Origin of the sequence: Stenotrophomonas sp. RG-453 (assembly GCF_033843685.1) — a bacterium.
Lineage (GTDB): Bacteria > Pseudomonadota > Gammaproteobacteria > Xanthomonadales > Xanthomonadaceae > Stenotrophomonas > Stenotrophomonas bentonitica_A.
The window spans coordinates 80,825-92,540 of sequence record NZ_JAMYED010000006.1 but is presented as its reverse complement, the minus strand read 5'-3'; the positions used below and the strand labels follow the sequence as shown (position 1 = coordinate 92,540).

13 protein-coding genes are annotated in these 11,716 nt (G+C 67.2%); 5 read left to right on the top strand and 8 right to left on the bottom strand.

Annotated elements, in window-relative coordinates:
- Positions 1-10: 10 nt before the first annotated feature.
- From rpoH to NJD74_RS12835, 3 genes are all read left to right on the top strand, one after another.
- A complete protein-coding gene (gene rpoH, locus NJD74_RS12845; RefSeq protein WP_019183519.1) occupies positions 11-886 on the top strand; it encodes an RNA polymerase sigma factor RpoH in 876 nt (291 codons plus the stop codon).
- A gap of 158 nt (positions 887-1,044) precedes the next feature.
- On the top strand, positions 1,045-1,428 hold the full coding sequence (locus NJD74_RS12840) for a type II toxin-antitoxin system RelE/ParE family toxin (protein ID WP_070472598.1): 384 nt from the start codon (positions 1,045-1,047) through the stop codon (positions 1,426-1,428).
- Entirely contained in the window at positions 1,412-1,744 is a 333-nt protein-coding gene (locus tag NJD74_RS12835) for a DNA-binding transcriptional regulator (RefSeq protein WP_070472225.1), read from the top strand. Before NJD74_RS12840 ends, NJD74_RS12835 begins: the two co-directional genes overlap by 17 nt.
- A 64-nt stretch (positions 1,745-1,808) precedes the next feature.
- Here the strand turns inward: NJD74_RS12835 and purD are convergent, their stop codons facing one another.
- The 6 genes from purD to prmA all read right to left on the bottom strand — a co-directional run bounded on the left by purD (position 1,809) and on the right by prmA (position 8,152).
- The gene (gene purD, locus NJD74_RS12830) at positions 1,809-3,095 is read right to left on the bottom strand and encodes a phosphoribosylamine--glycine ligase (protein ID WP_319624304.1); all 1,287 of its coding nucleotides are present in this window, start codon (positions 3,093-3,095) and stop codon (positions 1,809-1,811) included.
- Positions 3,096-3,188: 93 nt separating this feature from the next.
- Complete coding sequence (locus NJD74_RS12825; protein WP_319624303.1) at positions 3,189-4,124, bottom strand: hypothetical protein; 936 nt, start codon at positions 4,122-4,124, stop codon at positions 3,189-3,191.
- Positions 4,125-4,141: 17 nt separating this feature from the next.
- A complete protein-coding gene (purH, locus tag NJD74_RS12820) occupies positions 4,142-5,725 on the bottom strand; it encodes a bifunctional phosphoribosylaminoimidazolecarboxamide formyltransferase/IMP cyclohydrolase (protein WP_102788607.1) in 1,584 nt (527 codons plus the stop codon).
- A gap of 175 nt (positions 5,726-5,900) precedes the next feature.
- On the bottom strand, positions 5,901-6,176 hold the full coding sequence (gene fis, locus NJD74_RS12815) for a DNA-binding transcriptional regulator Fis (protein ID WP_026069829.1): 276 nt from the start codon (positions 6,174-6,176) through the stop codon (positions 5,901-5,903).
- A 113-nt stretch (positions 6,177-6,289) separates the two neighbouring features.
- A complete protein-coding gene (locus tag NJD74_RS12810) occupies positions 6,290-7,201 on the bottom strand; it encodes a DUF3426 domain-containing protein (protein WP_102788605.1) in 912 nt (303 codons plus the stop codon).
- A 30-nt stretch (positions 7,202-7,231) separates the two neighbouring features.
- The gene (prmA, locus tag NJD74_RS12805) at positions 7,232-8,152 is read right to left on the bottom strand and encodes a 50S ribosomal protein L11 methyltransferase (RefSeq protein ID WP_319624302.1); all 921 of its coding nucleotides are present in this window, start codon (positions 8,150-8,152) and stop codon (positions 7,232-7,234) included.
- A 187-nt stretch (positions 8,153-8,339) separates the two neighbouring features.
- Here prmA and NJD74_RS12800 point away from each other — a divergent pair, with 187 nt between their 5' ends.
- Complete coding sequence (locus tag NJD74_RS12800) at positions 8,340-9,302, top strand: hypothetical protein (protein ID WP_019183528.1); 963 nt, start codon at positions 8,340-8,342, stop codon at positions 9,300-9,302.
- Positions 9,299-9,673: a hypothetical protein gene (locus NJD74_RS12795; RefSeq protein ID WP_019183529.1), complete on the top strand. Its 375-nt coding sequence runs from the start codon at positions 9,299-9,301 to the stop codon at positions 9,671-9,673. The genes NJD74_RS12800 and NJD74_RS12795 overlap by 4 nt, the downstream gene beginning before the upstream one ends.
- Positions 9,674-9,845: 172 nt before the next feature.
- Here the strand turns inward: NJD74_RS12795 and accC are convergent, their stop codons facing one another.
- A complete protein-coding gene (gene accC / locus NJD74_RS12790; RefSeq protein ID WP_019183530.1) occupies positions 9,846-11,213 on the bottom strand; it encodes an acetyl-CoA carboxylase biotin carboxylase subunit in 1,368 nt (455 codons plus the stop codon).
- A gap of 10 nt (positions 11,214-11,223) precedes the next feature.
- On the bottom strand, positions 11,224-11,712 hold the full coding sequence (gene accB / locus NJD74_RS12785) for an acetyl-CoA carboxylase biotin carboxyl carrier protein (RefSeq protein ID WP_019183531.1): 489 nt from the start codon (positions 11,710-11,712) through the stop codon (positions 11,224-11,226).
- Between the last annotated feature and the right edge of the window lie 4 nt (positions 11,713-11,716).

Sequence of the window (11,716 nt, the reverse complement as noted above, 5' to 3'; positions counted from 1 at the left end):
GATGAGTGCTATGAGCCAGAACACCTCTACTGCCCTTGTGGCAAACAATCTCCCGATTCCCAGTGCGCTCGGTTCGCTGGACGCCTACATCGGTGCCGTGCACCAGATCCCGGTGCTGTCGGTCGATGACGAGCAGGATCTGGCCCGCCGCTTCCGCGACGAGCTGGATCTGGACGCCGCGCGCGAGCTGGTCCATTCCCACCTGCGCTTCGTGGTGCACGTCGCCCGTGGCTACAACGGCTACGGCCTGGCGCTGGGCGACCTGATCCAGGAAGGCAACATCGGCCTGATGAAGGCGGTGAAGCGCTTCGACCCGGACATGGGCGTTCGCCTGGTGTCGTTCGCGGTGCACTGGATCCGTGCGGAAATGCACGAGTTCATCCTCAAGAACTGGCGCATCGTCAAGGTCGCCACGACCAAGGCGCAGCGCAAGCTGTTCTTCAACCTGCGCAAGTCCAAGACCCGCCTGGGCTGGATGAACGCGGCCGAAGTCAGCGCGGTGGCCAAGGACCTGAACGTGTCCGAGCGTGAAGTGCTCGAGATGGAGTCGCGCCTGTCGGGTCGCGATATCGGTTTCGATCTCTCCAGCGATGACGATGACGATCATGCGCCGCCGTCGCCGGCTGCCTACCTGCGCGCCAACGAAGAAGATCCTTCGATGGCGTATGAGCGGATGGACAGCGAAGACAATCAGCTGCAGCTGCTGCGCGAAGGCATGGCCGAACTGGATGCGCGTTCGCGCGACATCATCCGCCGTCGCTGGTTGGACGCGGACAGCAAGGTGACGCTGCAGGAGCTGGCCGATGAGTACGGCGTGTCGGCCGAACGCATCCGCCAGGTCGAGGCGAATGCCCTGAAGAAGATGAAGGCGCTGTTTACTGCGTGATGCAGTGACTGGCGTGGTCACGCGAAAAGGCCCGGCGTGATGCCGGGCCTTTTCTGTTCTGGCAGCGCTGTACCTGTGTTTGCCCACTGATCTTTCCGACAGCCGGGCACGCCACGTGCTGATGTTCACGCCGTACCACTCAGTGGCACGGTATGATCATGCAACGTGTCTTCCGCACCCGGAGCTTCAACCGCAGCCTGCGCAGGTCTGCGCTCACCGCCGAGGCCCTGTGCCGCGCGGTCGATGAGATGCGTCGAGGCCTGGTGGATGCTGACCTGGGCGGTGGCATCTTCAAGAAGCGGGTGCGGTTGCCTGGTCGTGGTAAGCGCGGGAGTGTCCGGACCATCATCGCGGCCCCGGTGGGCACCAGTTGGTTCTTCCTGTTTGGCTATGAGAAGAACGAGCGCGCGACAATCAGTGCTACGGAACGGGATGCGCTCCAATTGTATGCCTCGGAATTTCTTGGAATGAGCTCGACACAGTTGGATCACGCCGTGAAATGCGGCGACCTGCAGGAGATCTGTCATGACAAAGACCTCTGAACGCGGGCGCGCGAAGAGCCGACTTCTGGAGGCCGTGCACGATGCTGCGGTCCACCTGCATGCGCATGGCGTCATCGATAAGCGTCGATTGATCTGCTACGACGCCCTGTGCCTGGAGCCGGTGCCCACGTACAGCAGCGCCCAGATCCGTGCACTTCGCACGTCGCTTGCGCTCAGCCAGCCGGTATTCGCAGGCGTTCTCAACACCAGCGTTTCAACGGTGCGCAGTTGGGAGCAGGGCGACAAGAAGCCCAGTGGGCCATCGCTGAAACTGTTGAACCTGATCGACCGGAAAGGCCTCGACGCCGTCCTCTAGAACAACGGCCCGGCAATGCCGGGCCGTTGCGCTGTACGGCAGCCGTCGCTGCCCTTGACCCGCCTCAGCCCTGCTCGCGCGCGATCGCCCGCCAGCCGATATCACCGCGGTGGAACTCATGCGCCCAGTGGATCGCACCGACGCCGGCGTAGGCGTTGCGCTGTGCTTCGCCCACCGTGCCGCCCAGTGCAGCCACGCACAGCACACGGCCGCCGGCGCTGAGCAGCTGGCCCTGCGCGTCCAGCGTGGTGCCGGCATGGAACACCTTGGCCGTCGCGGCGACAGCGTCCAGGCCGTGGATCACGTCACCGGTGATCGGGGTCTCCGGATACGGCGAGGCCGCCATCACCACGCCCAGCGACGGGCGCGGGTCCCACTGCGCCTCCACGGTATCCAGGCGCTCGTCGATCGCCGCTTCGACCAGATCCACCAGGTCCGACTGCAGGCGCAGCATCACCGGCTGGGTTTCCGGATCGCCAAAGCGCACGTTGAATTCGATCACCTTCGGCGCGCCGCTGGCATCGATCATCAGGCCGGCATAGAGGAAGCCGGTGAACGGAATGCCGTCGGCGATCATGCCCTGCACGGTCGGGTTGACCACCTCGCGCATCACGCGCGCATGCACTTCATCGGTCACCACCGGGGCCGGCGAGTACGCGCCCATGCCGCCGGTGTTCGGGCCGGTGTCGCCGTCGCCGACGCGCTTGTGGTCCTGCGAGGTCGCCATCGGCAGCGCGGTCCTGCCGTCCACCATCGAGATGAAGCTGGCTTCTTCGCCGTCCAGGAATTCTTCGATCACCACGCGTGCGCCAGCATCGCCGAAGGCATTGCCGGAGAGCATGTCGCGCACCGCGTCCTCGGCCTCGGCCAGGGTCATCGCCACGATCACGCCCTTGCCGGCGGCCAGACCATCGGCCTTGACCACGATCGGTGCGCCCTTCTCACGCAGGTAGGCCAGCGCCGGCTCGACCTCGGTGTGCACGGCGTAGAACGCGGTCGGGATCTTGTGGCGGGCCAGGAAGTCCTTCGCATACGCCTTGCTGCCTTCCAGCTGCGCGGCGGCGGCGGTGGGCCCGAAGATGCGGTGCCCGGCGGCGCGGAAGCGATCGACCACACCAGCCACCAGCGGCACTTCCGGGCCGACCACGGTCAGGCCGATGCCTTCGGTGCCGACCAGTGCCAGCAGGCCGTCCAGGTCGGTGACCTTGACGGCCACGTTGCGGCACTTGGGTTCGGTCGCGGTGCCTGCATTGCCGGGGGCGACGATGACCTCGCGGACCTTCGCGGACTGGGCCAGCTTCCAGGCCAGGGCGTGTTCACGGCCGCCAGCGCCGATGACCAGGATCTTCAATGCAGTTCTCGCGTAAGAGGGCAGGAACGTGATTTTACGCGGTGCGGGCGGCGGGCGCATTCGGGCGGTCGGCTGCCGTGGCAACCCACGGCCTCAGCTGTCGGCGCAGCCGTCGCGCTGCAGGTCGTCCGGTACCGGATACGCGCGCTGCCGCGCATCGAAGATGAGATGGTAGAACTCGGTCGCAGGTCCCGTGCAGTCGTGGCCGCTGGCACGCACCGTCAGCGGCCAGTAGCCCTCCACGGCGGTGCTGTCGCCCACGGTCGTGTTGAAGTCGACCGCGAACACGCCCTCGCCGCAGTCGGCCGGATTGCCGTCACAGCCGTGCAGGGCAAGGTTGTCGAGGTGATCGCGGTACCGGGCGACATCGCGCAGGCGATGGTTGTGTTCGGCGATGTAGCTGCGCCAGACGCGCCGATGGCCGCGCCGGTGTTCCTCGTGGGAGATCTGGAACGCGCGGCGCTGCGGGCCGAGCTGCGCGATCTGGACCGTGCCGGGTGAACCGTGGCGCCCGTACTGCCCCTGCAGGCGCTGGGCCATGACCAGCAGCGGATCATCGGCGGGCAGCTGCGCGAAGAAGCCGCCCCGGTTGGTTTTTTCCTCGTCCGTACCCACGCGCAGCACGTACAGATCGACCCGGCCCGGCTCGACCGTGGCGGCATCGTCCAGGGTCTGGCACACCGCCAGCAGGGTCTGTTCCTGACCGTCGGCCGTGGCCGTGTCACGCGCGCACACACGGCGGGTGACCGGGCGAAGTGCCTCCACCTCGGTGTCCTCCCACGCATCCTTCCACGGCGCATCCAGTGCGGCCTTGTCGCCATAGCGCAGGCGCAGGAAGGCCTGCAGGCGCTCGGTGTGATCGCCCCTGACGCGGATCGTGTCTTCTGGCTGCGCCGTGGTGTTGAGCACACGGTGCGGTTTGGCGGGCTCGGAAGACGCCCCCGGTTCACTGGCAGGCGTGCAGCCCAGCAGCCCCGCAGCAACGGCCATGACCACCGCTGCGAGGCGATTGCGGAGCGAGGACGACATCCGTGTCGATGCCAGCATCAGTGACGGAAGTGACGGACGCCGGTGAACACCATCGCCAGGCCATGCTCATCGGCGGCGGCGATCACTTCGTTGTCGCGCATCGAGCCACCCGGCTGGATCACCGCCTTGATGCCGGCGGCAGCGGCGGCATCGATGCCATCGCGGAACGGGAAGAACGCATCGGAGGCCATCACCGAGCCTTCCACCACCAGGTTCGCATCGGCGGCCTTGATGCCGGCGATGCGCGCCGAGTACACGCGGCTCATCTGGCCGGCGCCGACACCGATGGTGCGGTTGTCCTTGGCGTAGACGATCGCGTTGGACTTGACGAACTTGGCGACCTTCCAGGCGAACAGCAGATCGGCGAACTGCTTCTCGGTCGGCGCCAGCTTGCTCACCACGGTCAGTTCGTCGCGGCTCATGCCGCGGTTGTCGGCACTCTGCATCAGCAGGCCGGAACCAATCCGCTTGGTGTCGTAGTTGTTGAGGCCTTCGCCATGCGGAATGCGCAGCACGCGCACGTTGGCCTTTTTGGTCGCGTATTCCAGCGCGGCCGGCTCGTAATCCGGAGCGATCAGCACTTCAACGAACTGGCGGTCCAGGATCACCTTGGCGGTGGCCGCGTCCAGCGGCTGGTTGAAGGCGATGATGCCGCCGAAGGCACTGGTCGGGTCGGTCGCATAGGCCAGCTCGTAGGCATCGCCGTTGCCGGCGCCCACGGCCACGCCGCACGGGTTGGCGTGCTTGACGATCACGCAGGCCGGCACGTCGAACTGACGCACGCATTCCCACGCGGCATCGGCGTCGGCGAGGTTGTTGTAGCTCAGTTCCTTGCCCTGCAGCTGCTGGAAGGTGGCCAGCGTGCCCGGCACCGGGTACAGGTCGCGATAGAACGCGCCGCTCTGGTGCGGGTTCTCGCCGTAGCGCAGATCCATCACCTTCACGAAGTTCGAATTCATCTGGGCCGGAAACTCCGCGCGCACCGGCACGGCGGTGTCGGTGGTGGTCACGGCCGAGAGGTAATTGCTGATCGCCGCGTCGTACTGGGCCACGCGGTTGAACGCGGCGACCGAAAAGGCGAAGCGCTTGGCCGCCGACAGCTTGCCGTCATTGGCGTCCAGTTCGGCCAGCAGTTCGTCGTACTGCGACGGATCGGTCGCCACCGCCACGCGGGCGAAATTCTTTGCGGCCGAACGCAGCATCGCCGGGCCACCGATGTCGATGTTCTCCACGGCGTCTTCGAGGGTGCAGTCCGCCTTGGCGGTGACCGATTCGAACGGATACAGGTTCAGCACCAGCAGATCGATCGCGCCGATGCCGTGTTCGGCCATGACGGCGTCATCCAGCCCGGCGCGGCCGAGCAGGCCGCCGTGCACCATCGGGTGCAGGGTCTTGACCCGGCCATCCATCATTTCCGGGAAGCCGGTGACGTCGGCGACATCTTTCACTGCCAGGCCAGCCTCGCGGATCGCCTTGGCGGTCCCGCCGGTGGAGAGCAGCTCCACGTTGCGCGCAGCGAGGGCGCGGGCCAGGTCGATCAGACCGGTTTTGTCGGAAACGGACAGCAGGGCCCGGCGCACGGGCAGCAGATCGGAACTCATGGGGGCAGGAGATCGAAGCGGAGCGGGGCCATATTGTAGGCCAGTGGCGCTGGCATGGCCGCGTTGGTGGTCACCACGACGGCCGGCGGGCCCCTGAAACGACGAAGGCCGGTACCGAGGCGTGCTCGATCCGGCCTTCTTTCCCTCGGGCACGATGCGCGCGCCCAGCCCGGCATCAGGTGGTGATGCCGTATTCCTTCAGCTTCTTGCGCAGGGTGGCGCGGTGGATGCCGAGCATCGAAGCGGCGCGGCTCTGGTTGCCTTCGCAATGGTTGAGCACTTCCACGAACAGCGGGATTTCCATCTCGCGCAGCACGATCTCGTAGACATCGTCCGCATCGCAGCCATCCAGGTCCCGCAGGTAGCGCCTGACCGACTGGGCCACGTGTTCGCGCAGGGGTGGCTTGGGCGCGCCACGACTGTTGTCAGGACGAGAAAGGACAGCGTTCAAGGAGTTTCCCGGTGCAAGAGCCGGGGCGGACAACAGCCCACGGCGGAATGATGATGGGGTCAGTCTAGCGCGTGCGTGGGCCGCCTGCCACGCTCTGGCAGCCCGGCGGTGCCTCAGAGGAACTCAAAGGTGAATGCGACCGTAGACGCCGCAGGCTCCCGCACGCGGAAGGCGATCTGTGCGCTCTGGCCCGGTTCCAGCGTGGCGGCCGGGTCCGTCGCGCGATCCAGATAGTCGGCCGGCGCGAACACATTGGTGCCGATCACGCGGCCATCGGCATCGGACAGGGACAGCCGCAGCGACGGCCAGGACTGGGCCCAGCGTGCGTCGTTGCGGATGCTCGCCTGCACCTGCAGCGCGCCGGCCACGCCGGCAACGGGGCGTACATCGCGGCTGAGCATGCTGAAAGCGGTCGGCTCGCGCCAGGCCGGCAAGGCGCAGCGCAGCACGCTGCACAGCCCGGCAATCCAGGGCCGCGTGCCGGCATCGGCAGCCAGCCGGGCGCGGTCGGCCACCGCGATCTGCACCAGCAGCAGCGCGGCCAGCCCGGCAACCATGCCCCACTGCCAGCGCGGCGTGCGCAGGCGCGCACCGGGCAGGCGCAGGAAGCTCGGCGTGGTGATCGCGTCGGCTGGCGGCAGGGCAGCCGTGGCCGGGGTGGGTGCGTCCCCGCCCGGGGCGCGCCCGGCATCCGGCAGCGCTGTCGAGGGCGAAGGCGATGGCGCCTGCCCGACCGCCGCGGCTGCGGGCGCCGCGTCGGCGATGAACCGGCGTGCGGCATCAGCGTCGGAGTCGACCCCGATGCCAGGTGCCGGCGCGGACGGCTGCGGCGCATGCAGCGGCTGTGCATCGATCACCTGTTCCACCGCCAGCGGCGCGATGCGATCGCCCACGGACGTCATCGACGGCGCAGGCGGCGTGTCATCGGGTGCGGCCGGACGATCCGCCGGTTCGGCCGGGGCCGGCGCAGACGGACGCAGGAACGTGGCGAGCGGGCGTCGCGGCGGCATCGGAGGCTCGGACATGGGCACGGGACCGGGCAGGGGACGGGCTATTCAAGCACGGCGGACGCCGGTGATGCGCATCCAGTCGCCATCCTGCGCCACGGCCAGCTGCTCGAAGGCCGGGGCATAGCGCTCCAGCAGTTCACCTTCCTGCCCGTGCAGGATGCCCGACAGCGCGATGCGACCGCCCGGCGCGACGCGCGCGGCCAGCACATCGGCCAGTGCATCCAGCGCCGAGGCGAGGATGTTCGCCACCACCACCGGGTACGTGGCCTGCGGTTCGTCCTCCGGCAGATAGACCTGCACCCGGTCCTGAAGACCATTGCGCTCGGCGTTGTCACGGGTGGCGATCACCGCCTGCGGGTCGTTGTCCACGCCCACCGCGCGGGCAGCCCCCAGCTTCAGCGCCGCCAGGGCGAGGATGCCCGAGCCGCAGCCGAAATCGAGCACGGTGTTGCCGGCCAGCGCACCTTCGGTGGCCAGCCCGTCCAGCCAACGCAGGCACAGCGCGGTGGTGGGGTGGGTGCCCGAACCGAACGCCAGGCCCGGGTCCAGGCGGACCACGGCGGCATCCTCGGCCTGCGCGGCCTCCGGCAGGTCGTGGTTCCACGGCACGATCCAGGTGCGGTCGCCGAAGGCCATCGGCTGGAACTGGTCGATCCAGGCGCGTTCCCAGTCTTCGTCGGCCACGGCGCGGAAGCTGGCATTTGCCCAGTCCAGGCCCGGATCGAAGGCGTCCAGCGCGGCCAGCAGGGCCAGCGCATTGGTGTCGCCCGGGAACAGCGCGGTCAGCACCAGGTCGTTCCACAGTGGCGTCTCGCCCACGCCCGGCTCCAGGATCGCGCGCTCGTTGCTGGTGTCGGCATCGGCATCGAGCAGGGTCACCGCCAGCGCGCCCACGTCGTCCAGCGCATTCTCATAGCGCGGCTGGGTGGCTTCGGTGCAGTGCAGGTTGAGTTCCAGGAAGGGCATGGGGGCAGGGGACCGGCGGAAAACCGTGCATGTTAGACCAGTGCGGGCCGCGGGTCCCGGCGTACCGTGGGGAGGTCGTCTCGCCGGCCGGTAAGATCGGCCGGACGACCGGTTCAGACAGCGTTGCGGCTGCTTGCTAAACTTACATTTCTGCTGTCTATCGCTGACAGCCTCTGACGTCCTGCCCATGGCGCTCGTGCCGACCCTGAAAACCTGGTTGCTGGTCGTACCGGCCCTGGCGTTGCTGGGGGTGGTGGGCTATCGCGCGGGCGATCGGGTGCTGCACGCCGAACCGGCCACCTCGCAGGTGGATGGGCCCCAGGCCGGCGAGGCCACCAGCGCGGTTCCGGCCGAAGCGCGGCAGCTGGCCCGGCGTCTGCTCGGCAGCGAGCGCGGCACCGCGGTGGCCTCGGGCCTTCCGCTGGACCTGCGCGCGGATATCGAAGGCGACACCGACTTGTTCGCCTACGCGCAGCGGCTGCAGTTCCAGGCCGCCAATGGCAACGCCGAGGCCGGGTGGATGGTGAGCCGGGTGTACGACTACTGCGCCATGTACGCGATGGACCCGGGCGGTTACCAGCTCGACAACACCCTGCTCACCGGCATGGGCATGAGCGCGTCGGCACCGATGGTCGCCGCGCGCGAGCGCGTGTCGCGCCGCTGCGCGGGTTTCGTCAGCAGCGATAATCTCGGCCGCCCGTTGATCCTGACCCAGCGTCTGGAGGCGGCCAAGGCCGGCAACCTGGCTGCGGAGGCGTCGCTGTTCGCCGAAGGTCATCCGCTGGAAACCGCCCCGGCCTATCGTCGCGGCCTGGTCGAGCGCGTGATGGATTCGCGCGATCCGGAAGCCTTCATGGCGCTCGCGCCAGGCATGGGTCAGCGCGCCAGCGGGGACAGCGCGATGAGCGGCCTGGTGGCCGGCGATCAGTTCAGCGAACTGGCCTGGCGGCTGGCGGCCTGCGAACTGGGTATGGCGTGCGGCCCGGACAGTGTGCTGATGAACAATTTCTGCGCGAACGGAGGGATCTGTTCGCAGAACGGTGGGCAGGACTTTGCCACTTTTGTGTATGACGCCGCGGTATCGCGGCAAGGTGCGGGGAAAATGAACGTGTTGGTCGAAGAGCTGGTCAAGCAGAGGAATGGGCGATGAATTACCGTCGAATCCTGCACGGTGCGAAATTCTGGTTCTGGGTCGCGTTGTTCGTCGCGTACTCGGCCGGAGCAGTGGGCCTGGTGATGATCGATACCTACGATGATCGTTACCGAAGCCTGTCCAAGGTGCAGTTGACCTCGGTCAAGGCCGATGCCGAAGTGCGTCGTGCCGGTGCCAGTCAGGTCGCTGCGGTGTATCGCGCGCAGAGTGGCATGCCGTTCGCTTCGTTGCCGACCGGTAGCACCTTCCAGGTGGTGTGGCCGGATGGTTCCACCGAGACGATGGTGATCGTCGATCCGACCTCGTCGCTGGGCGTGGAGCCGGTGAAGAATTCGCAGGTCACCGCGGCCGATACCGCCAAGCGGTAAGCACGCGCGGCATGCCCCGCCCTGCGGGGCCGCGGCGTGCCTTCGCCATGGCTCGGGTCAACCAACCCCGGGTTGGCGCCACCGGCATCGCGGGCCATGGCAGCTCGGTTCGCGCAAACAAAAAGGCGGGGAAATCCCCGCCTTTCTGCTGTCCAGCGTCCCGCGCAAGCGATCAGGTCAACGCGATCGACTTGTTCTTGCGTTCGGCCAGGCGCTTTTCCAGGTAGTGGATGTTCTGTCCACCGGCCTGGAAGCCCTTGTCGCGCATGATGCGCTGCTGCAGCGCGACGTTGGTCTTGATGCCGTCCACGACCAGTTCGCTCAGCGCCACGCGCATGCGCGCGATCGCGGTCTCGCGATCCGGGCCGTGCACGATCAGCTTGCCGATCATCGAGTCGTAGTTCGGCGGCACGCGGTAACCACTGTAGATGTGGGTATCCACGCGCACACCGGGGCCACCCGGCGGATGGAACGCGGTGATCTGGCCCGGGCTCGGCACGAAGGTTTCGGCATCTTCGGCGTTGATGCGGCATTCGATCGCGTGGCCGGTCAGCACCACGTCGCTCTGCTTGATGCTCAGCTTCTGGCCGGCGGCGATGCGCAGCTGCTCGCAGACCAGGTCGATGCCGGTCACCATCTCCGTCACCGGATGTTCCACCTGCACGCGGGTGTTCATTTCGATGAAGTAGAAGCGACCGTCTTCGAACAGGAACTCGAAGGTACCCGCGCCGCGGTAGCCGATGCGGATGCAGGCTTCCACGCAGACCTTGCCGATCTCGTCGCGCAGCTCGGCGGTGATGCCCGGTGCCGGCGCTTCTTCCACCACTTTCTGGTGGCGGCGCTGCATGGAGCAGTCGCGTTCACCGAGGTGGATGGCGTTGCCCTGGCCGTCGGCAAGCACCTGGATCTCCACGTGGCGCGGATTCTCCAGGAACTTCTCCATGTAGACCTGATCGTTGCTGAAAGCGGCCTTGGCTTCGGACTTGGTGGTCTCGATCGCCGCCTTCAGCGAGGCCTCGGCATGCACCACGCGCATGCCACGACCGCCACCGCCACCGGAGGCCTTGATGATGACCGGGTAGCCGATCTCACGGGCGATCTTGGTGTTGGCCACGATGTCGTCGGTCAGCGGGCCGCCCGAGCCGGGCACGCACGGCACGCCGGCCGCCTTCATCGCGCGGATCGCTTCCACCTTGTCGCCCATCAGGCGGATGGTGTCGGCCTTGGGGCCGATGAAGATGAAACCGGATTCTTCCACGCGCTCGGCGAAGTCGGCGTTCTCCGAGAGGAAGCCGTACCCCGGGTGGATGGCCTGCGCGTCGGTGACTTCCGCCGCAGCGATCAGGGCCGGGATGTTGAGGTAGCTCTCCGAGGACGGTGCCGGACCGATGCAGACCGACTCGTCGGCCATGGCCACGTGCTTGAGGTTGCGGTCGACCGTGGAATGCACAGCCACCGTGCGGATGCCCAGGGTATGGCACGCGCGCAGGATGCGCAGCGCGATCTCCCCTCGGTTGGCAATAACGACTTTGTCGAGCATGGACTAATCCTTAGCCGATCACGAACAGCGGCTGGTCGAATTCGACCGGCTGGCCGTTTTCGCCCAGGATGGCGACGATGGTGCCGGAAACATCGGCTTCGATCGGGTTGAACATTTTCATCGCTTCGATGATCGCCAGCGTTTCACCGGCCTTGACGGCCTGGCCGACCGACACGAAGGCCGGCTTGTCCGGCGAGGACGAGGCATAGAAGGTGCCGACCATCGGCGCGCGCAGCACGTGGCCATCGGGCAGGGCGTTGCCGGCCTTGGCGGTGCCACCGGTGGAGGCTTCGGTCGGCGACTGCATCGGCATCGCCGGGGCAGCGGCCTGGGCCGGTGCCGGGGCCATCATCATCTGCGGCTGGGCCTGGACCATGCCGTAGCCGGAGACGGGCGCGCGCGACAGGCGCACGGACTCTTCGCCTTCCTTGATTTCGATTTCGGCGAGGTTCGACTCTTCCAGCAGGTCGATCAGCTTCTTGATTTTGCGGAGATCCATAGGG

Excerpts from the sequence above, each read along its gene's own strand:
- rpoH (WP_019183519.1), top strand. The coding sequence starts at position 11 with ATGAGCCAGAACACCTCTACTGCCCTTGTGGCAAACAATCTCCCGATT.
- NJD74_RS12840 (WP_070472598.1), top strand. The coding sequence starts at position 1,045 with ATGCAACGTGTCTTCCGCACCCGGAGCTTCAACCGCAGCCTGCGCAGG.
- NJD74_RS12835 (WP_070472225.1), top strand. The coding sequence starts at position 1,412 with ATGACAAAGACCTCTGAACGCGGGCGCGCGAAGAGCCGACTTCTGGAG.
- NJD74_RS12825 (WP_319624303.1), bottom strand. The coding sequence starts at position 4,124 with ATGTCGTCCTCGCTCCGCAATCGCCTCGCAGCGGTGGTCATGGCCGTT.
- purH (WP_102788607.1), bottom strand. The coding sequence starts at position 5,725 with ATGAGTTCCGATCTGCTGCCCGTGCGCCGGGCCCTGCTGTCCGTTTCC.
- NJD74_RS12810 (WP_102788605.1), bottom strand. The coding sequence starts at position 7,201 with ATGTCCGAGCCTCCGATGCCGCCGCGACGCCCGCTCGCCACGTTCCTG.
- prmA (WP_319624302.1), bottom strand. The coding sequence starts at position 8,152 with ATGCCCTTCCTGGAACTCAACCTGCACTGCACCGAAGCCACCCAGCCG.
- NJD74_RS12800 (WP_019183528.1), top strand. The coding sequence starts at position 8,340 with ATGGCGCTCGTGCCGACCCTGAAAACCTGGTTGCTGGTCGTACCGGCC.
- NJD74_RS12795 (WP_019183529.1), top strand. The coding sequence starts at position 9,299 with ATGAATTACCGTCGAATCCTGCACGGTGCGAAATTCTGGTTCTGGGTC.
- accC (WP_019183530.1), bottom strand. The coding sequence starts at position 11,213 with ATGCTCGACAAAGTCGTTATTGCCAACCGAGGGGAGATCGCGCTGCGC.
- accB (WP_019183531.1), bottom strand. The coding sequence starts at position 11,712 with ATGGATCTCCGCAAAATCAAGAAGCTGATCGACCTGCTGGAAGAGTCG.